Raw genomic sequence first — 26252 nt, forward strand, 5'->3', positions numbered from 1 at the left:
TGTCCCCGCTGCTCAAGGGGTAGGCCGCAGGTGATGACGCAGGACGGTTGCCGACGAAGGAGGACGCCAGAGCAGGGGGTGATGACGGTGCCGGCGAGCGAATCCCGCGGACCGGAGGATCTCGACCAGGCGGCGGCGATGTTCACCGGGGTGCGGCCGCGACTGTTCGGCATCGCGTACAGGATGCTGGCGAGTGCCACCGAAGCCGAGGATCTCGTTCAGGACGTCTGGTTGCGCTGGCAGGGCTATAACCGCGCGACGGTGGACAATCCAGCGGCGTTCCTGGCGACGACGACCACGAGGATGGCCATCAACGCGGCCCGGTCAGCCCGCGTCCGCCGCGAGATCTCCTTCGGGTCGTGGCTGCCGGAACCGGGCGACACCGGCGCGGACGACCCCTGCCTCGGTGCCGAGCGGGTGGAGGCCCTGGAGTTAGCGGTGCTGGTGCTGCTGGAGCGGCTTTCGCCCACCGAACGGGCGGCGTACGTGCTGCGGGAGGCGTTCGACTATCCCTACCGGCAGATCGCCGGCATCGTCCGGCTCAGCGAGGCGGCCGCACGCCAGCTCGTCAGCCGAGCGCGTAAACACGTGCTCGTCGAGCGTCGCACACCTGTCACAGGGGTCGAACGACGCAGGCTGCTGACCGCGTTCGTCGCCGCCGCCCGCTTCGGCGACCTGCCCGCGCTGGAGGAGATCTTCGCCGCGGACGTGACCGGCCACTCCGGCGGCGCGTCTCGCATCTCTGTGACGGGTTCGTCGCGAATGGTGACGTACGTCAAGGTGCTCGCCGGCCGGTGGGCCAGGCGCTGACCCGGCTCGCCTGCCCGGCCGCCGGGGAGGTGAGCGGACGAGGAGGTAGCGATCATGGATGTGTACGAGGCGGTCACCAGCCGGCACGCGGTGCGCGCGTTCACCGCCCGGCCGGTCCCGAAGGAGGTGCTGGAGCGCGTGCTGTCCGCCGCGGCCTGGTCGCCGTCCGGATCGAACCTCCAGCCCTGGCACGCCTACGTGCTGACCGGCGAGCCGCTGGCCGAGCTCAAGAAGCGGGCCGGCAAGCGCGTGGCCGCGGGCGACCCGTGGGACGAGCGGGAGTACGAGATGTACCCGCCCGCGCTGAAGTCCCCCTACCACGAGCGGCGATCCGCCTTCGGCAAGGAGCGCTACAGCGCGCTCGGTGTCGCGCGCGAGGACTGGGAGGCGCGCCAGCGGGCCGCTTCCGGCAACTGGCAGTGCTTCGGCGCGCCCGCCGCCCTGTTCTGCTACATCGACCGCGACATGGGCCGGCCCCAATGGGCGGATACGGGAATGTACCTGCAGACCGTCATGCTGCTGCTGCGCGCCGAAGGGCTGCACAGTTGCCCTCAGATGGCATGGTCGGTGTATCGCGAGACCGTCGCGGAAATCCTCTCACCGCCGGACGAGCTCATCCTCTTCTGCGGCATGTCGATCGGATTCGAGGACGTCACGGCGAATTCCCTCCGTACGGGCCGGGCGCCCCTCGACGAGACGGTCACGTTCGTCGAGGGCTGAGCGGGGACGGCACGGCGCGGCGAGAGCCCGCGGGACCGCTTACGCCGCGGCGGCGAGTTCGGTCTCGAACCGCTCGCGCAGCGCGGCCTTCTCCGGCGCCGGCAGCCAGCACGCGTCCACCCCGGCCAGCGCCATCGCCCGCAACCGCTCGTCCGGCACGCCGAGCCGATCGGAGAGGATCCGGTACTCGTTCGCCAGCGACGTCGGGAACATTCCGGGGTCGTCGGAAGCGGGAATGACGTTGAGCCCCGCGTCGAGCATCGCCGCGATCGACGCCCGCCGCCACGGCCGCCACGAGCGCCGCGAGGTGGTCGAGATGACGGTGAACGGGATCTGCTCGTCTCTGACCCTGGCCACGACCTCGTCGTCCTCGAGGACGAAGTAGCCGTGGTCGATCCGGTCGCACCCGAGCACGTCGAGGCAGGTGATCGTGTTGACGGCGACGGGCGCGTGCTCGGAGGAGTGCGCGGTACGCCCCAGCCCGGCCTCACCGGCGAGCCGGTAGGCGGCCTCGAACCGCTCGGGCGGCCCGGCGGTCTCCAGGTTGTCCAGGCCGATCCCGGCCACGTAGTCGTGCGGGTGGTCCACGACCGTGCGTACCCAGGCGAGGGCCTCGTCGCCCGTCTTGCTCCGGTCGATGGCCGCGATGAGCCGGCCCGACATGCCGAAGTCGCGCTCCGCCATCCTGATGCCCTCGGCGTACGCCTCGACCACCGTGGCGTAGCCGAGCTTCTCCTGGTGCTCGGTCAGCGCGTCGAAGGAGACCTCCAGGTGCCTGGTCGCGCTGGTCCGGTGGGCGTCCTCGAACGCCTCGTACGTGATCCTGGTGAGATCGTCGGCGTCGCGCAGGACCTGGAGCACCCACGAGGACACCTGGAACAGCGAGTACGACACCGCGGGCTCGTCCGCGCTCCTGCCCTGCGGAACCGGGACCCGGGTGTTCAGGTAGAGCGCCGGGTCCGGCGGCAGCGAGTTCACGTCCGCGTAGATCCGCTCCGGCGTGTCGGGCAGGTCGAGCCCCTCCCGCCTGGCCAGCTCGGCGAAGGTCGAGCCGCGTACGGTGCCGATGAGATGGCAGTGCAGATCGACCTTGGGCATCAGGTCCAGGTTCACTTGCCGGCCACCTCGCGGGCGAAGCGGTCGACCCAGGCGGCGCGGGTGTCGACGAGCTGGGCGGGGTCGAGGGTCTTGAACCCGGCGGCCACCGGGTCCTTCGCCGCCTCGCCCGTCACCTTGGCGATGTCGGCCGGGACCTCGGCCTTCGGGTTCGTGGGCAGGTCACCGGCGGCCTTGGCCATGGCGCTCTGCGCCTCGGCCGACAGCATGTAGTCGATGAACTTCGCCGCGCCCTGCTGGTTGCGCGCGCCCTTGGGGATCATCGCCCGGTTGGTGGCCATGTAGCGGCCCTTGGCGGGAGCGGTCCAGGCGATCGGCTCGCCCGAGGTGACCAGCTTGGTGGCGAAGCCGCTCAGCGCGTCGGCGGCGACGATCTCGCCCTGCGTCAGCAGATTCGTCACCTCGGTGGAGGAGGTGTAGAACTGCAGGACGTTCGGCGCCCAGCCGGCCAGCGTCTTCAGCGAGCCGTCGATGTCGTACGGGCCCTTGCCGTACGCCTCACCCACGCCGGAGATCATGAGCTGCCCGGCGGTCACCGAGATATCGGGCAGGGCGACCTTGCCCTTGTTCGCCGCGTTCGCGAACAGCGCCCAGTCGGCCGCCTGCGCCTGGCTCAGCTTGCCGGTGTTGTAGATGATCCCGTTGAGCTGGTGCGTGTAGGCGGGCCCCTCGTACGCGCCCTCGGTCGCGAACGGCGCGAGCTGCTTGATGTTGGGCACGTCGACCTTCTGGAAGAGGCCGTCCTTCTGCCCGAGCGCGGCGAAGTAGTCGGAGATCAGCACCACGTCCGATTCCGGCTCACCTTTGGCGAGCTTCAGCTTCGACAGCCGGTCGGCGTTGGAGCCGGTGTCCAGCTCGACCTTGATCCCCGTCTGCTTGGTGAACGGGGCGACGACCGCCTGCTCGAACTCCTTCACACCGAAGGGGAACGTGCTGACGACGAGGGTGTTCTGATCGGCGGCCTGCTCACCGGAGCCGGAGCCGGAGCCGGAACATCCGGCTGCGGCGAGCACCGTCAGAGCGGCGGCCAGTACGGCGCGGCGCGTGGGCATGAGGTTCCTTCTTTCAGCGGGGTAGGGAGACCAGGTGGTCGTCGGGCGCGATCACCGTGACGCTCGATCCGGGGGTCAGGATCGCGCCGCCGCGTACGTCGGCGACCAGCCGGACGGTCGCGCCCGACGGGTCGACCACGTCGAGTGAGACCAGCAGGTCGACACCGCGGAAGGCCGCGTCGACCACGACCGCGTCGAGGCCGGGACCGGCGGAGGCGATGCGCAGGTGTTCGGGCCGGATGGTCAGCGGGGTGCCGTCGGCCGCGGTGAGGAAGTTCTCGTAGCCGAGGAACTCGGCCACGAAGCGGTCGGCCGGGCGGGGGAAGATCTGCTGGGGAGAGCCCTGCTGCACGATCCGGCCCTCGTTCATGATGACCATCTCGTCGGACATCTCCAGCGCCTCGTCCTGGTCATGGGTGACGAGGATGACGGTCAGCTCGGTCTCCGCCTGGATGCGCCTGATCTCGGCCCGCATCTGGACGCGCAGCCGCGCGTCGAGGTTGGACAGCGGCTCGTCGAGCAGCAGCAGCTTGGGCCTGATCGCGATCGCCCTGGCCAGGGCCACCCGCTGCTGCTGGCCGCCGGAGAGCTTCTTCGGCTTGCGGTCGGCCAGGTGGGCGAGCCCGACGAGTTCGAGCGTCTCCATGACCCGCGTGCGTCTTTCGGCGGCGGGCACCTTGCGCAGCTTGAGGCCGTACCCGACGTTGTCGGCCACCGTCATGTGCGGGAACAGCGCGTACGACTGGAAGACCATCCCGAGGTTCCGCTTCTCCGGCGGCGTGCGCGTGCTGTCGACCCCGTCGATGCGGATCGTCCCCGACGTCGGCTCCGAGTAGCCCGCGATCATCCTGAGCGTGGTCGTCTTGCCGCAGCCGCTCGGCCCCAGCAGCGTCGTCAGCTTGCCGGCCGGCACGGTGAGGTCGATCTCATCGACGGCGGTGAAGGAGCCGAACCTCTGGGTGACTCCGATCAGCTCGGCGGCGGCGGTCATTGGTTGATCCCTCCGAAGATCTTGGCGAATCCGACCGTGCGCTCGGCGATCACCGCGATGACCACGGTGGCGGCCAGGATGAGGGTGGACGCGGCGGCGACCATCGGGTCGTAGGACTGCTGCACGTAGTCGAGCATCGTCACCGGCAGCGTCCGGAAGTCACGTCCCTGCAGCAGGAGCGACAGCGGCACGTTGTTGAAGGACGTGACCAAGCTGAGCAGCCCGGCGGAGAAGATCCCCGGTCGCAGCACGGGCAGCGTCACGTTGAAGAACGCGCGCAGCGGCGAGGCGCCCAGGCCCCGGGCGGCCTCCTCCAGCGCGGGGTCGGCCAGCGCGAGCGACGCGCCGGTCACGCGTACCGCATAGGGGAGCATCAGCGCCGTGTGCCCGACCAGCAGGGTGCTGAAGTTGTTCAGGTCCAGCCCGACCATGAGCTGCTGGAACAGCGCGAGCCCGACGACCAGCTCGGGGACGATGAGCGGCGACAGGAACAACCCCTCGACCAGCCCTTTGCCGGGAAGCTTGCCGCGATGGATGGCCAGCGTGACGGGCACGCCGATCAGCAGCGCGAGCGCGGTGGCGAGGACGGCGAGCTCCAGGCTGGAGATCGCGGCCTCGACGAACGGCTCGTAGCCGAGCGCCTCGCCGAACCAGCGCAGCGAGACCCCGTCCGGCGGGAACCGCAGGGTGCTCCCGGCGGTGAAGGCGGTGGCGACCACGAAGATGATCGGCACGATCATGATGACGTAGCCGATGACCGCGAGCGCCGCCGTGATCGGCCGCTTCATGAGGTGGCCCCCTTCCGGCCGATCAGCGAGGACAGCCCGGAGACCAGGAAGACCAGGACCGTCATGATGAGCGCCGTCGCCGAGGCCGAGGCCCAGTCGAGCGTGGTGCTCGCGTAGTTGAAGAGCTGCGTGGAGAGCATCCGCTGGCTGGACCCGCCGAGCAGATAAGGCGTGGTGTACGCGGTGACGGACCCCGCGAACACCAGGGTGGCGGCCACCACGATGCCCGGCATGGTCAGCGGGATGACGACGTTCCACATCGTGCGGATCCGGCTCGCGCCGAGCCCGCGCGAGGCGTCGTCCAGGCCGGGATCGACCTGGGCGACGGCCGAGTAGCAGGAGATGATCGCCAGCGGCAGGAACAACTGGGTGAGGCCGAGCACGATCGCCAGCTTGGTGTAGAGGAGCTGCGGCGCCGTGTCGACCAGGCCGAGCTGGACCAGGAGCCGGCCGAGCGCCCCCTTGGAACCGAGAATGACGAGCCAGCCGAACGTGCGCACCACGTTGCTCAGCATCAGTGGAAAGATCGCCACTGCCAGGAAGACCCCGCTCCAGCGCGACGGCGAGCGGGCGAGCCAGTAGGCGATGGGAAAGCCGAGGACGACGCAGATGATCGTGACAGCCAGGGCCAGCCCGACCGTGCGCCCGATCACCTCCAGGTCGTACGGATCGGTGAGCATCTCGCCCAGGCGCGCGAAGATCTCGCCGGTCGACACGTCCGGCGGCGCGAAGAGCATCGCGGCCGAGGGGACGAGGAATCCCGCGACGAGCAGGACGAGACCCGGCACCAGAAGAAAGGCCGATTTGCGGGAGATGTCGGCGTCCTTTCCGAGTGGCGTACGCTGGGGTGGAACCGGTTGCGGAACCGGTTCCAGAAGCCTGACCATAGATTATGAGGGGCCCCGCGCACAAACCCCCGCGTGAAATCCGTGTTACGACTCAAGGAGGATCTGTGCCGACACTCGCGGACGTCGCCGCGCTGGCCGGGGTTTCCAAGGCGACGGCCTCCCGCGCCCTGGGCCGGCCTGACCTGGCCGCCCCCGAGACGGTGGCCCGCGTCCGCGCCGCCGCCGAGCAGCTCGGATTCGTCCCCAACCGGGCCGCCACCCAGCTCGCCCGCGGGACGACCGGGGTGGTCGCCATCGTGGTGCCCACGCTCGACAACACCTTCTTCAGCCCGATCATCGGCGGCGCCCAGGCGCGCGCGGCCGACTCCGGCATGCAGCTGACCATCGCGGTGCACACGCTGGAGCACGCGGCCCAGCTCGCCGCGGTCGAGCAGCTCGCGCACCAGGTCGACGGGTTCCTGCTCACCGCGCCCCGGGGGTCGGACGAGATCGTCCGCGCGGCGGCGTCGTACAAGCCGGCCGTGCTCATCGACCGCGAGGTCGAGGGCATGACCTCGGCGGTCGCCGACACCGCCACCGCCTTCGGGGCGCTCGTCGGCTGGTTCGCGGAGAAGGGCCACGAGCGGGTCGTCTACATCGGCGGCCCGGCGGGCTCCTGGCAGGACCGCCAGCGTCAGGCGGCCATCCGCGCCGCGGCCGAGTCGAGCGGCGTGACGCTGACCATGCTCGGCCCCTACCCCTCGACGTTCGCCGCCGGGGTGGAGACGTTAGAGGCCGTGGTGGCCGCCCGCGCCACCGCCGTCGTCCCCTACGCGACCTCGATCGGCCTCGGGCTCATGTTCGCCCTGCTCAACCGGGGGATCCGCGACGTCGTGGTCAGCTCGGAGCGCATGATCGTCGACAGCCTCGGCCTGGGCGACGTGCCCTCGATCGACGTGGACGGCGAGAAGCTCGGCCAGGTGGCCATGGACCAGCTCATGACCCTCCTGGGTGAGCGCAAGGAGCCGTCGCCCACCAGGCGCCGCCTCACCGTCCCGATCAAAGAATGAGCACGGCAGGCCGCGGGACGGCCTGCCGTGCCGGTCGGACGTCAGGAGACCGGTTCGATCCAGACGTTGCGGAAACGGGGGTTCGCGCCGGCGTCGCCGTGGTCCTGCAGGCGGATCGCGCCCGAGGCCGCGCTCTCCGCGACGTTGTCGCCGGTGCCGCCGTCGATGGCCACGTTGTCGTGCACCACCACGCCGTTCCAGATGACCGTCACCCGCGCGTTGTCCACCTTCACGCCCGCGCCGGTGAAGCGGGGCGCGCGGTAGGTGATGTCGTAGGTCTGCCACGTGCCGGAGGCGGTGGCCATGTTGCGGTCGGGCGCGCGCTTGGAGTAGATCGCGCCCGCCTCGTTGTTGGCCAGGGTGGTGTCACCGAACGACTCCAGGACCTGCACCTCGTAGCGTTCCTGCAGGAAGACGCCGCTGTTGCCGCGCTGCTGGCCGGTCACGTCCGGCGGGTAGTCCGGCTCGTTCCACTCGACGTGCAGCTTGAAGTCGCCGAACGTCCGCCGGGTGCGGATGTCGCCGCCGTAGGACTCCATGGCGCCGTCCGCGATCGGCCAGGTCGCCGCCCCGCCGGACCGCTTCTCCCACGCCGCCAGGCTCGACCCGTCGAACAGCTTGATCCGCTCCGCCTTCGACACGGTGATGTGGTCGAGGTTGAACCTGCCGCCGTCGCCGGTGTCGTACCTGTAGGCGACCGTGTTCGCGCCCTGCCTCAGGTCGAGCGCCTCGGTCTGGACGGCCCAGTCGTCCCAGCCGCTGGTGGCGGCCAGCCGTGACTGCCTGACCTTGGTGCCGTTGACGTACACGCTGACCGACGTGCCGACGTCGGACGCGTAGCGGAGGCCGACGTTGTGCGGGCCGGCCGAGTCCGCCTGCACGGTGAACGAGGTGTTCGCGCCGGCGTTCCAGTAACCGTCGACGAAGCCGGTGCCGGTGTAGCCCTGGTGGTCGGTGTTCGGCTGCGCGCCACCGCTCAGCGCGGCGCTCTCCGCCTCGATCACCGGCCGCGCCGCCACGGTGAGGGAGTCCAGGTTGACGTGGCCGGTGTCGCCGGTGTCGTACCGGTAGGCGATGGTGTTGGCGCCGGCCTTCAGCACGAGCGGCTCGACGCGGGTGGCCCACTGGTCCCACGTGTCCGTGGGGGCCAGCGGCACCTGCCTGACCTTGGCGCCGTTGACGTACACGCTCAGTGACTTGAGCTGCCCGGGCGCGGGGTTCGGGCCGTTGGAGTAGCGCAGGCCCACGTGGTACGTGCCCGCCGTGGCCGCCCGCACGGCGAACTGCGTGTTCGCGCCTACGGCCTGGTAGTTGTCGACGAAGCCGGAACCCGTGTAGCTCCGGTGGTCGGTGTTCAGCTTCGCGCCGCCGCTGTGCGACGCGCTCTCCGCCTCATAGGTGGTGTCCGTGACCGGGCCGCCGACCAGCGAGTTGAGGGTGTACCAGGCTTCGGTGCTCCAGAGCTGCTGCCCCGACGCCGAGCTGAACGGCCGCGGCGACCGCAGGTGGACCACGCGTCCCGGCTTCAGACCCGCGATCTTGAGGGTGACGATCTTCCCCCGGGCGGACGGCTCCGCGGAGGTGATGGTCAGCGGCTCCTCGTCCACCTTGGGGCCGCCGTAGGTGGAGGCCGCGACGTAGCGCCACTGTGTGGCCTGGTACTTGGCCGCCAGCGACGCCGACGTCTCCGCCGACAGCGGCTCGGTGTACTCCAGCTCGAAGCCGCCCTCGATCGCGCGCATCTTCAGGATGTCGAACGCCTTGTCACCGGACGGCGTCAGCTTCTGCAGCCCGTAGGTGAGCTTGCCCGGCTGGCCCCAGTTCCCGCCCGCGCCCAGGCCACCGGCGTAGATGGCGCCGTCGGGCCCCAGGCTGATCCGGTTGACGCCCGCCTCAAGCCCCTGGGTGAGACGGAAGACCGCGCCCTGGTACTCGCCGTTGACCTTCTCCAGATAGGCCCGCTGGATCCCGCCGTAGGTGACGTCGCCGAACAACATCTGCCCCGCGAACCTGCCCTGCTTCATGAGCAGCGGCGTGCTGGGGGAGTTGGCGATCTCGTTGTGCGGCAGCCACAGCGCGGGCTGGCTCACCACGTTGTTGTCGAACGGGCCGTCCGGGTTCATGTAGTGGTTGAAGAACCGGTCCTTCTTGACGTGCACCAGCTTCGAGGCCGGCAGCCAGCCGCCCTGGTTGTCCGCGACGAACAGCTCGTCCTCCGGACCCCAGCCGATCCCGTTGGGCGTGCGCAGGCCGCCCGCGAGGTACTCGACCTGGCCGGTGGCCTTGCTGACCTTGATGGTCGTGCCCCTGTTCCGCGCCGGCTGCGGGTCGGTGGTGGCGCCGCCCTCGTTGATCGCGACGGAGAGGTTGAGGTAGAAGTGGCCGTCACGGTAGAGCAGCCCGAACGCGAACTCGTGGAAGTTGCCGCCGAACGGCCAGGTCGCCACGGTCCTGAGACTGTCGGCGACCTCGTCGCCGTTGGTGTCGTTCAGCTCCACCAGCCGCGACTTCTCCGAGACGTAGAGCTTGCCGTCCACGTACTTGATGCCCATGGGCTCCTGCAGCCCGCTGGCGATCTTCTTGGTGGTCACCCGATCCGCCGAGACCCTGCCTCCGACGTTGCCGAGCAGATAGACCTCGCCGAGCGTCTTGCCCGAGCCGCCCCACGTGGCGATCGCCAACCGGCCGTCGGGCAGCCAGTCCATCGCGCTCACCTGCGGCTCGAACCCGGCCGGGCGCAGGTCGGTGAGGGCGAAGTCGGGGTGTACGGCCCGCAGTGGCAGTCCGTCGCCGGGGGAGTCGGCGCCGCTCTCGCACTCCTTGCGCCCGGGGGCGGTGACCCGCACCACGCCGGCGTCCGTGCTCAGCACCGAGGTCGGCACGAGGGTGAACCCGGCGGCTCCCGGCGGCTTCCACTCCAGCTTGAGCTGCTGGCCGTACAGGTGCTCGAAGTGGTCGACGCGCAGCGCGTGGTAGCCGGGGGTCAGCGTGATCATGCCGTCGATGGCGATCGGCGCGTGCCGCCCCTCGTTGGTGATCACGACGGTGTCGTCGATGCGCAGCCGGGAGCCGTCGTCGCTGGTGAGGCGGAACTCGTACGTGCCCGCGCTGGGGACATTGAGGTTGCCGATGACCTCGGTGACGAACATGTCGGTCAGGCCGAAGTCGGCGTCGGAGGTCCAGTCGATCGTGGGCATCAGTTTGTCCACGTTGGGTGTCTGACCGGCCTTGAGCGTGCAGATCTTGTTCAGTTCGACCTGGACGTCATAGGTGCGCAGGGTGACGCCCGGCTGCTGCGGCGGCACCGCCGCGTGCGCGGGAGCGGGGGCGACCAGGCTGGAGAGTGCGGTGATCAGTAAGACGGATAACAGGGGTGATTTCCGCATGACCAATCCCATCTCGGCGAGAGTGCCGCGTTCGGCGTGGGTGGGGGGTGCGCATCGCCGGGACAGCGCTGTCAGTGCTGCCAGCGGCGGATGCGGGGGCTCATTCGCTGGAACGTGGAGGGGATAACGCTGCTCTGCGCCGTAATATAAAGCGAGATCTTCAGCTTGCCCATAGTCTTTCGCCGAAAATCGGAGAAAGTCGTGACATGTCGGTGCAGAAGGATGCCCGCTGGGTCGGTCTCAGCGCGCCGCCCGTACGACGTTGCGCAGGGAGCCCGTACCGAGCAGGGCCGCCGCGTTGTGGGCGATGAGCTCGGCGTATCCACGTGGCCGGCCACCCGCGGCGTGCGGGCTGACGATCACGTTGGGGAGCGTCCACAGCGGTGAGCCCGCCGGCAGCGGCTCGGTCTCGAACACGTCCAGCGCGGCGCCGCCGAGCCGGCCACCGGCGAGCGCCTCCGCGAGGGCGCTCTCGTCGACGGTGCTACCGCGGCCGACGTTGACCAGCCAGGCGGTCGGCGGCAGCAGCCCGATCCGGCGGGCGTCGAGCGCGTGCCGGGTCGCGTCGTCGTCCGGCAGGATCATGATCAGCAGGTCGGTCGCGGGCAGCAGGCCGTCGACGTCGTCGCCGGCGACCACCCGGAAGCCGTCGCGCTCGCCGGCGGTGCTCGCCACACCGGTGACCTCGGCGCCGAGCATCCGCAGGTACGGGGCCAGGGTCCGGCCGATCCCGCCGAACCCCCAGATGAGACAGCGGGCGCCGGCCAGCGTGGTGAACTCACGGGCGTTGTCGAGATCCTGCAGACCGCCCCGGCGGCTCCACTCACCCGCGAACTGCGCGCGGAGCAGCAGGTCCAGCCGGCGCGCCGCGGCCAGGCTCAGCATCAGGGCGTGCTCGGCCACGGTCGCGTCGTGCAGCGTCGCCCCGTTGCAGATGACCACGTCGTCGCCGAACCCGGCGGCGGCCACGGCCTCCCAGCCGGCGCCGAGCGTCTGCACCCAGCGCAGCCGCGGCAGCCGGGACACGGCGGCCTTCGTCCAGGCGGCGCTACACCCCCAGAGCACCAGCCCCTGGGCGTCCGTGGTCGAGGCCGGCAGCTCGGCCGCCGGGTCGTAGGGCGTCGCGCGGACGCCGCCGGGCAGGGCGATCGTCGTGTCGATCGTGGTGGGGAGCAGGATTTCCAGGGGTCGGGTCATCGGCCGGTCCTCAACGTCGAGTGTACGTACTGAGCAGCACAAGTATGATCAGTGCGCGCGGCGCGACGGTCGCCGGGGAGGCGCGGGGCTGCCTCATTTCAGAGCTGGTCAATCGATCATGGCCCACGTTTGACACCTTTTACGGCTAACCGCTATCTATGGGCTAACCGTTAGGGGGCAGAGGTGCAGGACGCGGTGCTGGCGATGCTCGCCAAGGAGCCGTCACACGGCTATCACCTGCGCGCCCGGCTCCAGCGGAGTCTCGGCCCGCTGGGCGAGTCGATGAACCCCGGCCAGATCTACGTGACCCTGGCCCGGCTGGAGAAGGTGGGGCTCGTCGTCGGCGAGCGGGCGCACGGCCCGGCCGAGCGGCCGGAGCGCAAGGTCTACGCCCTGACGGCGGCCGGGCAGCAACGGGTGGCCGCCTGGCTGACCGAGGTGGGCTGGCCGAAGCCGGACCTCGCGGAGTTCCACCTCAAGCTCGTCGCCGCCGGCGCCACCCGGCTGGCCGACCCGGTCGAACTCGTGGCGGCGCAGCGCCGTGAGCTGCTGCGCCATCTGCGCGAGGCACAGCACGCGATCCTGGCCGAGCCCGCGGGGTCGTCCGCCGCCCTGCTGCTGGAGGGCGTCGTGCTGCGGCTGCGGGCGGATCTGCGCTGGCTGGAAGCCTGTGAGCGGGCCTGGTCCAAGGTCGATGACGAAGCTGAGGACGTGTGAACGAGCCGAGTTCGGTGGTCCGGGTCCGCGCCCTGGTGAAGGAGCACGGTCAGGGGCAGAGCCGGGTTCGCGCGGTCGACGAGGTCGACCTCGACGTGCCCGAGGGCCAGATGCTGGCGGTCATGGGGCCCAGCGGCTGCGGAAAGTCGACCCTGCTGCACCTGCTGGGCGGCCTGGAGCGGCCCACCGGCGGTGAGGTGTGGCTGGCCGGCCGGCGGGTCGACGGCCTGAGCGAGCGGGCGCTCGCGCGGCTGCGGCGCCGGTCGCTGGGCTTCGTCTTCCAGGCCTTCCACCTGGTGGAGGAGCTGTCGGCGCAGGAGAATGTCGAGCTGCCCGCGTTGCTGGCCGGGCGTTCGTGGCGCGAGGCCGGACGGCGCGCGAGCCTGCTGCTGGACCGGGTCGGGCTCGCCGACCGCGCGCGGCACCTGCCGTCGCAACTGTCCGGCGGCCAACGCCAGCGGATCGCCATCGCCCGCGCGCTGGCCAACGACCCGCTGGTCGTCCTGGCCGACGAGCCGACCGGCAACCTCGACAGCGCGGCGACGCTCGACGTGCTGAGGATCTTCGAAGAGCTGCGTTCGGCGGGGCTGACCCTCGTGATCGTCACGCACGACGAACGCGTCGCGGCCACCGCCGACCGGCTGGTCTCGATGCGCGACGGGATGTTCGTCGACGACGTCCGGCTGACCGGCACCGGCGGCGGGCGGCTGAGCGGCCTGGGCGGCCTGATCGGGCTGGAGGGCTGAACGACCATGGGCCGCCTCGTCCTCATCGTGCGTCTCGTGCTGGCCGACCTGCGGCGGCACCCGGCCCAGGCCGCGATGCTCGTGCTCGCGGTGACCGCCGCCACCGCCACCCTGGCCCTGGGCCTGTCGCTGAGCGGGGCGAGCCAGAGACTGTACGACCAGACCAGGGCGGCCACCGCCGGCCCTGACGTGGTGGCACTCGTCCCCGGCTCCGGCCCGGACGTGACCTCGGCCATGGCCACGCTGGCCGAGGACCCCGAGGTCGTGGCCGGCAACGGCCCCTACCGCATCGTCTACGCCACCCTCACCGTACGCGGCCTGTCCTCGAACGTGGTGGTGCACGCCGCCGCCGAGACGCCCGGCCCGGTCGACCGGCCCCTGGTGACCTCGGGCCACTGGGTACGCCCCGGCGGCGCGGTCGTCGAACGCGGCTTCGCCACCGCCCTGGGCGTCGGCCCCGGCGACCACGTCACCATCGCCGGCCGGTCCTACCCCGTCGTCGGGATCGCCGTGACCGCGGCCACCTCCATCTACCCCTGGGCGGCGCAGATCGGCCCCGGCGGCGGCCCCAGTGACGCGACCGGCCTGGTCTGGTTCACCCCATCGGACACCCGGACCCTGGCCGCCGGAAACGCTCTCCCGGTGACCACGGCCCTGGACCTCAAGCTGCGCGACCCCGACGCCACCGAGGCATTCCTCGACACCCACCATCTGCCCGGCGTCAGGATCACCTTCCACACCTGGCAGTTCAAAGCCGGCCAGGACATGGTCATCCTCAACGACAGCCAGCCGATCCTGGTCGTCGGGAGCTGGCTGCTCGGCTTCCTGGCCATCACCGGAGTGACCGCGCTGGCCGCGGGGCGCGCCGCCGAGCAGACGCGCCGGGCCGGGCTGCTCAAGGCCGTCGGCGCCACCCCCGGTCTGATCGCCGCCGTCCTGCTCACCGAATATCTGGCGCTGGCGCTGCTGGCCGACGCGCTGGGCCTGGCGCTCGCCGACCTGACCGTGCCCGCCATCGCCAGCCCCACCGCCAGCCGGATCGGTGACGCCGCCGGGCTGACGGGCGCGACCGTGATCGCGACGACCGTCTTCGCCGTCCTTGTGGCGGCGCTGTCCACCGTGCGCCCCACGCTGCGCGCCCTGCGCACGGCGACGGTCACGGCGCTGACCGCCACCGCCCACCGGCCACGCCACCGCCCCTGGCTGGTCGCGCTGAGCGCGATGCTGCCCACCCCGCTGCTGCTCGGGCTGCGCCTGACCGCCCGCCGGCCGGGCCGCGCGGTGCTGCAGGCGTGCTCCACCGCCACCACGCTGATCGCGATCATCGCCCTGCTGACCTTCTACGCCCAGCCTTCCAGGGCATACGGCCTGAGCCTGCCCAACCTGAGCACCGAACACGACCGCTGGCTGCTGCTCGCGGTCACGGCCCTGGTGATCGCGCTCGCGATCGTCAACACCATCACGTTCACCTGGACCTCGGCGATGGAGGCCCGGGCCAATATGGCCATCGCGCGCACGCTCGGCGCCACCCCCGGGCAGATCTCCGCGGGGCTGTCCACCGCCCAGCTCCTGCCCGTCCTGTCCGGCGCCCTCGCCGGCGTCCCTCTGGGCATCGGCGTGTACGGGATTCTCAGCGCCGGGAAGGTGATCGCACCGCCGTTCTCCTGGATGCTCGGCGCCGTACTCGCGATCCTGCTGGCCACGGCGGCGCTCACCGCCCTGCCCGCCCGCCTGGCGGCCCGCCGGGAGGTGGCGCGGACCCTCAGTGCCGAAACGGCCTGACCTGGGACTCGCGGATCTCACTGAACAGCCTGAGCGTCACCCACCGCGGCCAATGCCCCAGGCCCAGGGCGCTGGAGCGGAACACCGTCTCCAGCACGATCTTCACGTAGGGGTGCTCACCGGGGATCTCGGCGCACATGACCGAGACGGGCGCCCGCACCTCCCTGCGTCCCAGCCGCAGCCACGCGTGCGGGTCGCGGTCGAGGTCGGCCGACTCCCAGGACAACTCCGGCGACGGCAGCGGGAGCCGCAGGTCGAACCCCGCCAGGGTGGCGTCGGGCCGCAGGTAGAAGGAGCCGTCCACGCGCGGCGGCGCGTACAGGAGACGGGGGCCCTTGCGCCCGCTCGTCGTCATCCTCGCTTCGGTCGCCTCCAGGACGATCTGCCACGAGCCGGGGCCGATGGACGTTGTCAACGGGATCACCTCGCCGTGTTCGTACGCGCTGGTCACCTCTAAGACGTACGAAGCCCCTCGAATGTGACACCGGGGGGTGATGTCACAAACCATCGGCCGGAGGCGTCTTAGTGATGAACGCGACAGAAAGGGAATCGCGCCCATGCAAACCGGCCCGAAGGCGGTCCCCGGCGCCATCGCCAGGACCTCATCGTTCCTCGACGACCGCCTGGGAGCGGCCCGCTTCCTCAACCGCAACCTGCGCAAGATCTTCCCCGACCACTGGACGTTCCTGCTGGGCGAGATCGCGCTGTACTCGTTCGTCATCCTGCTGCTCACCGGAACGTTCCTGACGTTCTGGTTCAAGCCGAGCATGGGCCACGTCGTCTATGACGGCGTGTACGCGCCGTTGCGGGGCGTGGGGATGTCGCAGGCGTACGCCTCCACGCTGGAGATCAGCTTCGAGGTGCGCGGCGGGCTGCTCATCAGGCAGATCCACCACTGGTCGGCGCTGCTGTTCATCGGCAGCATGATGATCCACGCGCTGCGCGTGTTCTTCACCGGCGCCTACCGCAAGCCGCGCGAGCTGACCTGGATCATCGGGGTCACGATGCTCGCCCTGGCCCTGCTGGAGGGGCTGACGGGCTACTCGCTGCCGGACGACCTGCTGTCGGGCGCCGGGCTGCGGGTCACCGAGGGCGTGCTCATGTCGGTGCCCCTCGTCGGCACCTACCTGACCTTCTTCCTGTTCGGCGGGGAGTATCCGGGCGAGGACGTCATCTCCCGGTTCTTCTCACTGCACATCCTGCTGATCCCGGGGGTGCTGCTGGTGCTGATCTCGGCGCACCTGGTGCTGATGTGGGTGCAGAAGCACACCCAGATGCCGGGCAAGGACCGTACCAACACGAATGTGGTGGGCGCGCCGCTGTACCCGTCGTTCATGGCCAAGACGGGGGCGTTCTTCCTGTTCACCCTGGCCACGGTGGCGGGCCTGGCCACCTTCGCCCAGATCAACCCCGTGTGGCTGTACGGCCCCTACAGCCCCGGCGACATCTCGGCCGGCTCCCAGCCCGACTTCTACCTGGGCTTCCTGGAGGGCGCGCTGCGGCTGATGCCCGCCTGGGAGGTCAACCTGCTCGGCACCGGCCACGCGGGCACGCTGCCGTTGAGCGTGGTCATCCCGGCGCTGGTGCCGCTGGGCGTCATCCTCACCGGGATGGTGCTCTACCCGTTCATCGAGCGGTGGATCACCGGCGACCATCGGGAGCACCACATCCTGGAGCGCCCCCGCAACAACCCGCACCGCACCGCGATCGGCATGAGCACCGTCGTCTTCTACGGGGTGCTGTGGCTGCTGGGGGCCAACGACGAGCTCTCGTCCACCTTCCACATCAGCCTGTACGCCACCACGTACGCGGGGCGCGTCCTGGTGATCGCCGGGCCCGCGCTCGCCTACCTCGTCACCTACCGGATCTGCCTCGGCCTGCAGCGCTCCGACGCCGAGCTCGTCGGGCACGGGCTGCCCACCGGCGTGATCAGGCGGCTGCCCGGCGGCGCGTTCACCGAGGCGCACGCGCCGCTGGACGAGGACATCGAGGCGCACCTGCGCGCCAAGGAGGCCGTACCGGTGCTCGCCGCTCACAACGGCTCCGGTGTCCCGCCCGAGCGTGTGCGGGGCCCGCTCGGCAGGCTGCGGGCCCGCATGTCGGCCGCGTACGGCGGGGAGAAGGTCGCCCTGGAGGAGGAGCACGACGACCGGTCCCTGACGCGCTGAACCGCGCTACCGGGCGATCCCGGCGATCAGCTCCAACTGGGCGAGCTGGGCGTCGAGGCCGGGCGCCGCGATGCGGCAGACCAGGTGCTCGGCGCCCGCCTCCACGTAGCGGGCCAGCGTCTCGGCCACCCGCTCGGCCGGGCCCGCGACCAGCACCTGGATCGTCCGCACCACCTCGTACGGCAGGCCGTAGGTGGCCCGGCAGTAGGCGTCGAGCTCCCGTTCGCCCCGGGCCGCGTCATCGGTGACCAGCACCGTGACGAACAGCGCCGGGGTGATGGTGCGGCGTCCAGCGGCGTGCCGTACCGTCTGGAGGCCCGCCCGATAGTCAGCGGGATCGGGCGGATAGGGCAGCCAGCCGTCGTAGAGCCGCCCGGTGCGCTCCAGCGCCGACGGACTCGCCCCGCCCAGCCAGATCGGCGGCCCGCCGGGCCGGAAGGAGGGCGTGGACTCGGGCAGTTCGTCGAAGGACAGCACCTTGCCGTGGAAGGCCCGCTCGCCCGCCCACAGGGCCCGCCACAGGGCGACGGTGTCGTCCAGCCGGGCGAAGCGGCGCGGCCACGGCACCTCCGACAGCGCGTACTCGGCCTCCGACCGGCCGGGAAAGCCCGCGCCCACCGTGACGACCAGCCGCCCGGCCGACAGGTGGTCGAGGGAGGCCAGCTCCTGCGCGGCCGTGACCGGGCGGCGGAAGGCGGGCAGCAGCGCGGCGGTGCCGAGCGTGACGCGCCCGGTCATCGGCGCGAGGGCGGCGAGCATGGTCAGCGGCTCGATCCGGGCGCCGAGCAGGGTGTCGTTGGCCCAGACCGAGTCGTAGCCGAGCCGCTCGGCGCGGACGCCGAAGTCGACGAGCCGCCGGGCGTCGTCCCACTGGCTCTGGTTCGCAGGGAGGAGAACCCCCAGTCGCGTGTTCACGGGCCGATCGTGCTCCCGCCCGGGAATGCCGGCAATTCCCTCGAAGGAATGGACGGGTCCACCAGACTGGGAGCGTGGACTTCGCCGACACGCTGCGCGCGGCCCGGCAGCGCCGCCGCCTCAGCCAGCTCGACCTCGCGCTGCGTGCGGGCACGACCCAGCGCCACCTCAGCTTCATGGAGAGCGGCCGCTCCCGGCCGGGCCGGGCGATGGTCGTACGGCTCGGCGAGTCCATGGAACTCCCGCTCAGGGAGCGCAACGAACTCCTGCTCTCAGCCGGTTACGCCCCCGTCTACCCGCACACCCCGCTCGACGACCCGAGCCTCGCGCCGGTACGCACCGCGCTGGGGCACATCCTCACCGGGCACCTGCCGTACCCCGCGATCGTGGTGGACGCGCGGCACGACCTGGTGCTCGCCAACGACGCGTTCGGCCTGATCACCGAGGGCGTCGCGGAGCACCTGCTCCGCCCGCCGATCAACGTGCTGCGCGTCTCCCTGCACCCCGAGGGCCTGGCGCCGCGGGTCGTCAACCTGGCCCAGTGGGCGCGGCACATCCTCGACCGTCTCCCGCACGACGACCTCTACGACGAGCTGTCCGGCTACGTGCCGCACGTCGCGCCCGGGCCCGGCCACGTGGGCTTCGCGGCGCCCCTGCGGCTGCGCTCGTCGCGCGGCGAACTCCTGCTGACGACCACGATCACGACGTTCGCGACAGCGCTCGACGTGACCGTGGCGGAGCTGAAGCTGGAGGCGTTCCTGCCCGCCGACGCGGCCACGGCTGCACTGCTCACCGGTTAGAGGCCGGTCGCCGCTGGAGCTTTGGAGGCGGCCATGGTGGCGCGCCCGGACGGCAGGCGGGTCGCGATCGCCATCACGACGATGGTGGCCAGGCCGGCGACGATCAGCAGCGCCTGCACGCTCACCACATCGGCCAGCGGGCCGAAGACGACCATGCCGACCGGCGTGGCCAGCGCCATCACGATGCTGACGTAGCTGAAGACGCGCCCGTGCATGGTGGCCTCGACGGTCTCCTGGATCAGCGTCACGAACGGGGTCGAGAACGGCGGCACCAGCAGCCCGAGCAGGAACATGAAGCCGTAGAAGACCCACAGGTTCGTGCTCAGCCCGAGCGCCAGGGTCACCGCCCCGAAACCGTAGACGGCGACGAGGATCAGCCCCACCCGGCCGCGGCCGGCCAGCACGGTGGACATCAGCACCCCGCCGAGCAGCATGCCGAGGCTGAAGGCGATCTCCAGCACCGCCAGCATCCACTCCTCGCTGCCGAAGTCGCGCGCGACCATCAGCGGCGTGACGAACGAGGGGGCCACGGTGAGCAGGAAGATGACCGTGTACACGATGAGCAGCCAGCGCACGATCGGATGCGTACGGATGTAGCGCATCCCCTCGGCCAGGTCCTGCCAGTAGGTGGCGTCCGACTCGGTCACCCGCTCCAGGGTCGGGACGGCGACCAGGGCGAGCAGGCCGATCCCGATGACCGCCGTGACCACGTCCAGGAAGAAGACCGGGACGATGCCGAAGGCCGCGAAGATCGCGCCGGCGGCGGCGGGCGCGAGCAGCGCCATCGCCGAATGGATGGTCTGGAAGATCCCGTTGACCCGCATCAGGTGCTCGCCCGGCACGACCTGCGGGATCATCGCCTGCACGGCCGGGGTCTGGAAACCGGCTCCGACCGACCGCACCGCCACCGCCAGCAGCACGATCCACAGGTCGGTGACCCCGTTGGCCATCAGCAGCGCGAGCACCAGCGTCGCGGCGGCGATGCCCGCGTCGGCGACCATCACCAGCACCCGGCGGTTCATCCGGTCGGCGAGCACCCCGCCGAAGAGCGACACCAGACCCTGCGGCAGGAACGCGGCCACGGCGTAGAGCGCCACCGCCAGCCCGGACCGGGTCTCCAGGGTCACCCACCACATCACCACGTACTGCACGACCATCGACCCGAATAAGGACACGGTCTGGCCGACCAGGAACAGGGCGACGTTGCGCCGCCAGGACGGGGCTGCCGTCGCGTTGTCATCCATGCCATCGATCTTGCCCGGTTCGCGTTCCCGGCGTGGCCCTCTGGGTAGTCGAAGTGACCGGAAAAGCGCGCGATGGAACCGAAACCGGACTTCCGACCGTCCCCTGAATAGAGGGAAATCCGCCAACCGCATCCGTCCCGTGACAAACCCGCAGGCCAACTCCACTGGACCCCGTTCGAAACCAAGGAGTACGACTTCGGTGAATCCGCACTCACTTGCCCACAGGGCCAACCGACACGGCTGGGATGTGCAGACCATCCCGCGATCCGCCGGCCCTGTGGTCATTCTGCAGCGTGACGGCTGGCGTCTGGAGATCGCGTTCGACGGTCACGCGCCCAAGCAGGCCACCGCCAACGGACCCGGTCACAACGTCGGCAAGCAGCTCAACCTCCGCTCGATCAACGACTTCGTGCACCAGCCGGGAACCGACCGGTTAACGCACTCCTGCCTCGGCCGGCGGACCGCCCGTCGCAAGAGCGAGCACGAAGGGGGCGAGCGGCCCGGCGACCGCGAGCAGGACGAGCAGCAGCAGGGCGACCCGATCGGCGGCTGAGCGACCACGCGCCGCGCCTTCGCGCGGCGCTCCGCGGGTCTCGCCGGTGCTCGGCCGCCGGCAGGAAGCCTTCGGCGGCCGCGGCGTCGGTGACCGCGCCGAAGGCCGCCGGGCGCGTTCCCGAGGTCTTCGCGGAGGAGTTCCGACGTCGAGCCCGGCGCCAGGCGGTCGCCGACAATTAACAGAATTCGGCCTTATCAATATTCGCCTGGGTGAGTAAAGCATTACTTTTTCCGCCGGTGATCTCGGGAGAGTGTGTGGAGAGGCAGGTGGGAACTCCCCTAGGAGGATGACGTGTCGTTCCTCGACGTCCTGGATCCGGATTTCGACTTCGATACCCCGGAGGTTTATGCCGCGCAGGCGGAAAACTGGTATGCGGACAGCCCCATCGGCCTGCTCGTGCTCCGTTACGAAGAGGCCAGCGAACTCCTGCGCGACCGCAGGATGGACCACGGCGGTAAACGCTACATGGAGACGCACGGCATCTTCGACGGCCCGGTCTACGACTGGTTCGTGCCGATGATCGTCAACCATGAGGGAGAAGTCCACCGCCGCCTGCGTGGCCTGATGAACAAGGCGTTCACCGCGCGCCGGATCGCCGGGCTGCGGCCGTTCGTCCGGGAGCAGTCCGAGCTGCTGGCCGGCCGCCTCGAAGGTGACGAGACGCGCGACTTCGTCGTCGAGTTCGGCAACCGGCTCCCGCTCGCGGTCATGTGCCGGCTGCTCGGCGTACAGCCCGAGGATTATGACCTCATCGGCCCCTGGACCTCCGACCTCGGCCTGGTCTTCGCCCTCTCGGCGGGCGGCGACATCGTGACCCGGCTGGAGAGCGCGGTCAACGGCCTCTACGACTACGTCGGCCACCTCATCGACGAGAAGACCGCCCACCCGGCCGACGACCTCAGCTCCGACCTGGTCGCGGCCCACCTCGCCGACGACACCCAGGTCAGCCGGGACGAGCTGTGCAACCTCCTGGTCACCCTGGTGTTCGCCGCCCACGACACGACCCGGCACCAGCTCGACAACGCCATGCTCGCCTTCGCGGGGCATCCCGGCCAGTGGACGCTGCTCGGGCGGCGGCCGGAGCTCGCGGACCAGGCCGTCGAAGAGGTGATCCGCTGGCAGCCCTCGGTGCCCACCGTCTACCGGTACGCCGCCGAGGACCTCGACTACCAGGGGCTGCCCATCGAGAAGGGGGCGTACCTCACGATGTGCGTGAAGGTCGCCCAGCGCGATCCGCGCGCGTACAAGGCCGCCGACCGGTTCGACATCACCGCCGCCAGGGACGTGGCCCCGCTGCAGTTCGGCGCGGGCCCGCACCACTGCCTGGGCGCCGCCCTCGCCCGCGTCGAGGTCGGTGAGTCGCTGGCCGCCCTCGCCACCCGGCTGGGCCCGCCGTCCATCGCGGGGCCGGTGCCCCGGATGGGTCCCATCGGCGTCCAGGGCCCCGAGGTGCTCCCGCTGCGCTTCGGCTGATCACCGGCTTTGTCCAAGCGGCTGCTCTGGACAATGTTCGGACAAATAGTCGTTGTCGCGCGCCGCGGAACCCGACATAGTCAGAACCGTTTAGCTCATTCGATAAAGGAGCCGGTTCGACATGAAGATTCGCGTAGCGGCGGTTGCGGTATCGGCAGCGGCGATTTCGACGCTCTTGCTGAATGCGGGGCCGGCCAGCGCCCACCCGTACGACGGAAAGGACCCTTACCGGTCCGGGTGTGCCGCCAGCAAGGTGTACACCGGAAAGAGTGCGTCGCTGAAGAACGAGATCGGCGACGTTCTGGGCACGGTCCGGCTCTATTACTCGCGCCGCTGCGGCACCAACTGGGGCGAGGTGCGGGTGTCCAAGAACGCGACCGGTCACATCAATGTCTTCACCAGTAAGAAGAGCAGGTCCTTCGTTTACCGCGCCGGAAACGGCGGGCACCACTGGGGCGACATGGTCTACGCCCCCAGTGGTGTCTGCGCCCAGGCCCAGGGCAGCGTGACGGTCGGGATCGGCCGCGTCAACAAGGGCAGCGGCACGACGGGCAAGGCCTGCGACTGACGGGTCAGCCCGGCTCCGCGCGGCGCACGTGCGTACGCCAGCCCCGCGGGTCGGTGCCGGCCAGCTCGGCGGCCTCGCGCCCGCCGAGGAGGGTGAACGCCTCGACCGCCTCCCGCCAGTGACGGGACGCGGCGGCGGGGTCCGTCTCCCACTCGGCGGCGGCCAGGTCGCGCAGCGTACGGGCCCGCCAGAGGTCGAGGCCCAGCTCCGTCCACTGGTCGAGCGCGGTGGTGAGCAGGTCGCGGGCCCGCGCGTCCGCGCCCTCCGCCAGGGCCAGCTCGCCCTGGGTCCGGGTGACGAGCGCGACGCCGAACCGGTCGCCGTGCTGGTCGAAGAGCCGGTGGGAGGCGTCGAGGAGCTCGCCCGCCCTGGCGGTGCGGCCCTGCCTGATCATGGCCTTGGCCAGCGACTGGCGCGCGTACTCGGCGCTGAGCGGGTCGTCCGCCTCGACGAGGATGCGCACGGCCTGCTCGCTCAGCTCCGCCGCCGGGTCCGGCTCGCCGGCCGCGCGGTGGCACAGGCTGAGGCCGCGCAGGGACAACGCCTCGCCGCGCTTGTCGTCCAGCTTGCGGTTGAGCGCCACGCTGGTACGCAGGATCTCGGCCGCCTCGTCCAGGTCACCGGCGTCCCTGCGGGTGGTGCCGAGCCCGTACAGCGCGGCGGCGACCACGACCTGGTCGCCGATCCGCTCGGCGATGCGCGCGCCCTCGCTGAGCTCGGCCGCGGCGGGCCCGAAGTGGCCCAGGTCCCGGTGCACGATGCCGATCCCGACCCTGGCGACCGCCTGGACGGGCTCGTCGCCGACGGCCTCCGCATGGCGCAGCGCCTGCTGGAAGTGCTCCCGCGCGGCGGCGAAGTCGTCCTTCTCGTAGGAGAGCTGCCCGAGCCGGGCCAGCACGGTCGCCTCGGCTCCCCGGTCGCCCGCGGTCCTGGCCGCCACGAGCGCCACGTCGAGCGTACGCTGCCAGCCGTCGAACTCGTTGCGCACCGCGAACGGCGACGACAGCAGCGAGGCGATCAGCGTCGTCGCCATCTTGTCGACGCCCAGCTCATGGGTGCGCTCGACGATCCTGACCACCGTCGAGGTCTCCGACCGCAGCCACCCCGTCGGGTTCTCCTCGACCTCGGCGCGTAGCCCTGGGTCGAGGTCCGCGCCCGTGGACGAGGGCCGCCACAGGCCGAGCGTGGCGCGGGGCAGCCGGCGCGCCCCGGCCTCCACCAGCGACCGCCAGGTGGTCAGCATCCGGCCGAACGCCTCGTCCACCTCCTCCTCGGCGGCGTGCTCGGCGCCGAAGAGCTGCACGAGGTCGTGGAAGCGGTAGCGGACGCGGCCGAGCGGGTCGACGCCCGCCACGTCGAGCAGCCGCAGGTCCACCAGGTGCTCGGTGACGTCCTCCGCCTCCTGGGTGGAGACGTCCAGCAGCGGCGCGACGAGCCAGGAGCCGAAGTCGGGCAGGTCGAGCAGCGTCAGCAGGTGGAAGGCGCGCCGGTGGCCGCCGGTCAGCTCGGCGTAGTTGAGCTGGAGGCTGGACCTGATCGCGAGGTCGCCCACCGCCAGCTCGTCGAGCCGGCGCCGCTCGTCGGACAGGCGGTCGGCCAGGGCGCGCAGCGGCCAGTGCGGGCGGGCGAGCAGCTTGCCGCCGGCCGCGCGGATCGCCAGCGGGATGCCGCCGCACAGGCGGGCGATGGTGGTGGCGGAGGCGGGGTCGGTCGCGATCCGGGCCGGGCCGATCATCTTGCTGAGCATCTCGACGGACACGTCGACGGTGAAGAAGTCGAGTTCGAGCAGCTCGGACGCCTCCAGCCCGGTCAGCCGCATCCGGCTGGTGATGATCACCAGGCAGCCCGGGGAGCCGGGGAGCAGCTTGCGCACCTGGTGCTCGCCGCTGACGTTGTCCAGCACGATCACCAGGTTGCGGCCCGCGATCTTGCGCCGGTAGAGCTCCACGCGGTCGTCCAGATTGTCCGGCCGCTCGGCCACGGTGACGCCGAGCGCGCCGAGAAAGCGGCCGAGCGCGTCCCTGACCCCGGCGTCGCCGTCGGCGCCGCGAAGGTCCGCGAAGAGCTGGCCGTCCGGGTAGACGTCTTTGAGCAGGTACGCGGCGTGGACGGCCAGCGCCGACTTGCCCGCCCCGCCGAAGCCCGACACGACCACGGTCGGCGTCGCCGGGCCCGGATGCTCGCGGGCGGACGCGGCGAACTGCCGCAGGGCCTCCACCTGCTTGGCGCGGCCGGTGAAGTCGCCGATCCCGGGCGGCAGGTTCCTCGGCACCGTGTACTCGTCCACGATGGCCGGCGCCCGGCCCGCCGTCGCCTTCACGCTCTTGCCGGCGGGCGTGCGGGCGGCGGGCACGAGCGGCGACAGGGCGCCGCTGAGCACCTGGTCGTGCAGGCTCCGAAGCTTGGCGCCGGGCTCGATGCCCAGCTCGTCGCGCAGGTGGCGGCGGCCATCACGGTACGCGGTGAGGGCGTCGGCCTGGCGGCCGCTCTCGTACAGGCCGCGCATCAGCAGCCCCCTGGCCTCCTCGCGCAGCGGATGCGTGGCGCTCACCCGCGCCATGCGCGAGGCGCACTCGTCGGGCCGGCCGGCGGCCAGGTCGCACCGGGCGAGCCCTTCTTCGATGCTCAGCCGGTCCTCTTCCAGGGCGGCCGCCCGCGCGCGGACGAACGCGGCCTCGATGCCGCCGAAGGCCGGGCCGCGCCACAGGGCGAGCGCCTGCTGGTAGTGCTTCATGGCCTCGGGGTGGTCGCCCTCACGCTCCAGCCGCCGGGCGAGGTCGAGGTGGCGGTCGTGGATCTCGAGGTCGTTCTCGGTGCGCTGGACGTCGAAGAGATAGCCGGGGGAGCGGGTGGCGAGGGCCGACTGCCGTCCGATGGCGGCCAGGCCCCTGCGTAACGCGGAAACGTAGGTGTGCACCAGAGCGGTCGCGGAGTTGGGCGGGGACTCGTCCCAGATGAGGTCGATGAGGTGCTCGATCGAAAGGACCTGGCGGGGGTGCTGCGTCAGCGCGGCCAGCAGCGCTTTCGGCTTGGGACCTCCCAGGGGTACGGATTCGCCATCTGCCCGAACTTCGACCGGCCCCAGCATTAAGACGAGCATGCGATATACCCCCCCATGAGTCCCGTGCTTGCACCATACCGGCTACGTAAGGACCGTAAACAAAGAAAGGCGGACCGCCGTCGTGGCGGTCCGCCTTTAATCGGGTCGCGGGTTAGGCGAAGTGCAGATTGTCGTTGGTGAAGCCGGTGGCGATGATGGCGTCGGCGTTCCATGGCATGGCGGCGAAGCCGGCTCCGTTGTGCCAGGCCTTGACGTCGCCGTTGGC

Annotated in this window: 22 protein-coding genes; 11 read left to right on the plus strand and 11 right to left on the minus strand. The window is 70.9% G+C overall.

The features are described from left to right. Positions 1–81: 81 nt before the first annotated feature. Both C4V41_RS05740 and C4V41_RS05745 read left to right on the plus strand, forming a co-directional pair. Entirely contained in the window at positions 82–810 is a 729-nt protein-coding gene (locus tag C4V41_RS05740) for a sigma-70 family RNA polymerase sigma factor (protein ID WP_103954626.1), read from the plus strand. A 54-nt stretch (positions 811–864) separates the two neighbouring features. After that, on the plus strand, positions 865–1530 hold the full coding sequence (locus tag C4V41_RS05745) for a nitroreductase (RefSeq protein ID WP_103954627.1): 666 nt from the start codon (positions 865–867) through the stop codon (positions 1528–1530). Positions 1531–1569: 39 nt separating this feature from the next. Here C4V41_RS05745 and C4V41_RS05750 read toward each other — a convergent pair whose 3' ends face one another. The 5 genes from C4V41_RS05750 to C4V41_RS05770 are packed head-to-tail and all read right to left on the minus strand — an operon-like array spanning position 1570 to position 6265. Next, positions 1570–2643 (minus strand): adenosine deaminase family protein, encoded by a 1074-nt coding sequence (locus C4V41_RS05750; RefSeq protein ID WP_200823754.1) that lies wholly within the window; start codon positions 2641–2643, stop codon positions 1570–1572. Continuing rightward, positions 2640–3698 (minus strand): extracellular solute-binding protein, encoded by a 1059-nt coding sequence (locus C4V41_RS05755; RefSeq protein ID WP_103954628.1) that lies wholly within the window; start codon positions 3696–3698, stop codon positions 2640–2642. Before C4V41_RS05755 ends, C4V41_RS05750 begins: the two co-directional genes overlap by 4 nt. Positions 3699–3711: 13 nt before the next feature. Then, on the minus strand, positions 3712–4689 hold the full coding sequence (locus C4V41_RS05760; protein WP_103954629.1) for an ABC transporter ATP-binding protein: 978 nt from the start codon (positions 4687–4689) through the stop codon (positions 3712–3714). Next, the gene (locus tag C4V41_RS05765; RefSeq protein ID WP_103954630.1) at positions 4686–5477 is read right to left on the minus strand and encodes an ABC transporter permease; all 792 of its coding nucleotides are present in this window, start codon (positions 5475–5477) and stop codon (positions 4686–4688) included. Before C4V41_RS05765 ends, C4V41_RS05760 begins: the two co-directional genes overlap by 4 nt. Beyond that, a complete protein-coding gene (locus tag C4V41_RS05770; RefSeq protein WP_235029915.1) occupies positions 5474–6265 on the minus strand; it encodes an ABC transporter permease in 792 nt (263 codons plus the stop codon). The genes C4V41_RS05765 and C4V41_RS05770 overlap by 4 nt, the downstream gene beginning before the upstream one ends. Before the next feature lie 164 nt (positions 6266–6429). On the opposite strand from C4V41_RS05770, the gene C4V41_RS05775 reads away from it, so the two are divergent. Then, positions 6430–7374, plus strand: coding sequence for a LacI family DNA-binding transcriptional regulator (locus tag C4V41_RS05775; protein WP_103954632.1), 945 nt, complete (start codon positions 6430–6432; stop codon positions 7372–7374). A gap of 41 nt (positions 7375–7415) precedes the next feature. Here C4V41_RS05775 and C4V41_RS05780 read toward each other — a convergent pair whose 3' ends face one another. Both C4V41_RS05780 and C4V41_RS05785 read right to left on the minus strand, forming a co-directional pair. Further along, entirely contained in the window at positions 7416–10760 is a 3345-nt protein-coding gene (locus C4V41_RS05780) for a family 16 glycoside hydrolase (protein WP_103954633.1), read from the minus strand. 240 nt (positions 10761–11000) lie between these two features. Further along, on the minus strand, positions 11001–11957 hold the full coding sequence (locus C4V41_RS05785) for an NAD(P)-dependent oxidoreductase (RefSeq protein WP_103954634.1): 957 nt from the start codon (positions 11955–11957) through the stop codon (positions 11001–11003). 183 nt (positions 11958–12140) lie between these two features. Here C4V41_RS05785 and C4V41_RS05790 point away from each other — a divergent pair, with 183 nt between their 5' ends. The 3 genes from C4V41_RS05790 to C4V41_RS05800 are packed head-to-tail and all read left to right on the plus strand — an operon-like array spanning position 12141 to position 15202. Beyond that, a complete protein-coding gene (locus C4V41_RS05790) occupies positions 12141–12674 on the plus strand; it encodes a PadR family transcriptional regulator (protein ID WP_103954635.1) in 534 nt (177 codons plus the stop codon). After that, the gene (locus C4V41_RS05795; protein WP_103954636.1) at positions 12671–13420 is read left to right on the plus strand and encodes an ABC transporter ATP-binding protein; all 750 of its coding nucleotides are present in this window, start codon (positions 12671–12673) and stop codon (positions 13418–13420) included. The genes C4V41_RS05790 and C4V41_RS05795 overlap by 4 nt, the downstream gene beginning before the upstream one ends. A gap of 6 nt (positions 13421–13426) precedes the next feature. After that, positions 13427–15202 carry an FtsX-like permease family protein gene (locus tag C4V41_RS05800; RefSeq protein ID WP_103954637.1) on the plus strand — a complete coding sequence of 592 codons (1776 nt, stop codon included), beginning with the start codon at positions 13427–13429 and terminating at the stop codon, positions 15200–15202. Here C4V41_RS05800 and C4V41_RS05805 read toward each other — a convergent pair. Next, entirely contained in the window at positions 15183–15617 is a 435-nt protein-coding gene (locus C4V41_RS05805; protein WP_146103552.1) for a hypothetical protein, read from the minus strand. The genes C4V41_RS05800 and C4V41_RS05805 overlap by 20 nt on opposite strands. A gap of 142 nt (positions 15618–15759) precedes the next feature. Between C4V41_RS05805 and qcrB the strand changes: the two genes are divergently transcribed. Next, positions 15760–17370, plus strand: coding sequence for a cytochrome bc1 complex cytochrome b subunit (gene qcrB, locus C4V41_RS05810; RefSeq protein WP_103954639.1), 1611 nt, complete (start codon positions 15760–15762; stop codon positions 17368–17370). A gap of 6 nt (positions 17371–17376) precedes the next feature. Here qcrB and C4V41_RS05815 read toward each other — a convergent pair whose 3' ends face one another. Beyond that, positions 17377–18285 (minus strand): LLM class flavin-dependent oxidoreductase, encoded by a 909-nt coding sequence (locus C4V41_RS05815; protein ID WP_103954640.1) that lies wholly within the window; start codon positions 18283–18285, stop codon positions 17377–17379. Between the two features lie 74 nt (positions 18286–18359). Here C4V41_RS05815 and C4V41_RS05820 point away from each other — a divergent pair, with 74 nt between their 5' ends. Further along, positions 18360–19085, plus strand: coding sequence for an MmyB family transcriptional regulator (locus C4V41_RS05820; protein ID WP_103954641.1), 726 nt, complete (start codon positions 18360–18362; stop codon positions 19083–19085). On the opposite strand, the gene C4V41_RS05825 is transcribed toward C4V41_RS05820, so the two are convergent. Then, positions 19082–20329: an MFS transporter gene (locus C4V41_RS05825; RefSeq protein ID WP_103954642.1), complete on the minus strand. Its 1248-nt coding sequence runs from the start codon at positions 20327–20329 to the stop codon at positions 19082–19084. The genes C4V41_RS05820 and C4V41_RS05825 overlap by 4 nt on opposite strands. Before the next feature lie 277 nt (positions 20330–20606). Here C4V41_RS05825 and C4V41_RS05830 point away from each other — a divergent pair, with 277 nt between their 5' ends. From C4V41_RS05830 to C4V41_RS05840, 3 genes are all read left to right on the plus strand, one after another. Further along, positions 20607–20882 (plus strand): hypothetical protein, encoded by a 276-nt coding sequence (locus C4V41_RS05830; RefSeq protein WP_103954643.1) that lies wholly within the window; start codon positions 20607–20609, stop codon positions 20880–20882. Positions 20883–21176: 294 nt separating this feature from the next. Then, positions 21177–22358 carry a cytochrome P450 gene (locus C4V41_RS05835; protein WP_103954644.1) on the plus strand — a complete coding sequence of 394 codons (1182 nt, stop codon included), beginning with the start codon at positions 21177–21179 and terminating at the stop codon, positions 22356–22358. A 121-nt stretch (positions 22359–22479) separates the two neighbouring features. Beyond that, positions 22480–22926, plus strand: a complete 447-nt coding sequence (locus C4V41_RS05840) for a DUF2690 domain-containing protein (protein WP_103954645.1) — start codon at positions 22480–22482, stop codon at positions 22924–22926. Positions 22927–22930: 4 nt separating this feature from the next. Here the strand turns inward: C4V41_RS05840 and C4V41_RS05845 are convergent, their stop codons facing one another. Then, a complete protein-coding gene (locus C4V41_RS05845; RefSeq protein WP_103954646.1) occupies positions 22931–26026 on the minus strand; it encodes an AfsR/SARP family transcriptional regulator in 3096 nt (1031 codons plus the stop codon). Positions 26027–26252 lie beyond the last annotated feature (226 nt).

This window comes from Nonomuraea solani (genome assembly GCF_900108335.1).
Lineage (GTDB): Bacteria > Actinomycetota > Actinomycetes > Streptosporangiales > Streptosporangiaceae > Nonomuraea > Nonomuraea solani.

Coding starts and splice junctions, on each gene's coding strand:
- C4V41_RS05740 (WP_103954626.1), top strand. CDS start 82: ATGACGGTGCCGGCGAGCGAATCCCGCGGACCGGAGGATCTCGACCAG.
- C4V41_RS05745 (WP_103954627.1), top strand. CDS start 865: ATGGATGTGTACGAGGCGGTCACCAGCCGGCACGCGGTGCGCGCGTTC.
- C4V41_RS05755 (WP_103954628.1), bottom strand. CDS start 3,698: ATGCCCACGCGCCGCGCCGTACTGGCCGCCGCTCTGACGGTGCTCGCC.
- C4V41_RS05760 (WP_103954629.1), bottom strand. CDS start 4,689: ATGACCGCCGCCGCCGAGCTGATCGGAGTCACCCAGAGGTTCGGCTCC.
- C4V41_RS05765 (WP_103954630.1), bottom strand. CDS start 5,477: ATGAAGCGGCCGATCACGGCGGCGCTCGCGGTCATCGGCTACGTCATC.
- C4V41_RS05780 (WP_103954633.1), bottom strand. CDS start 10,760: ATGCGGAAATCACCCCTGTTATCCGTCTTACTGATCACCGCACTCTCC.
- C4V41_RS05785 (WP_103954634.1), bottom strand. CDS start 11,957: ATGACCCGACCCCTGGAAATCCTGCTCCCCACCACGATCGACACGACG.
- C4V41_RS05800 (WP_103954637.1), top strand. CDS start 13,427: ATGGGCCGCCTCGTCCTCATCGTGCGTCTCGTGCTGGCCGACCTGCGG.
- qcrB (WP_103954639.1), top strand. CDS start 15,760: ATGCAAACCGGCCCGAAGGCGGTCCCCGGCGCCATCGCCAGGACCTCA.
- C4V41_RS05825 (WP_103954642.1), bottom strand. CDS start 20,329: ATGGATGACAACGCGACGGCAGCCCCGTCCTGGCGGCGCAACGTCGCC.
- C4V41_RS05840 (WP_103954645.1), top strand. CDS start 22,480: ATGAAGATTCGCGTAGCGGCGGTTGCGGTATCGGCAGCGGCGATTTCG.
- C4V41_RS05845 (WP_103954646.1), bottom strand. CDS start 26,026: ATGCTCGTCTTAATGCTGGGGCCGGTCGAAGTTCGGGCAGATGGCGAA.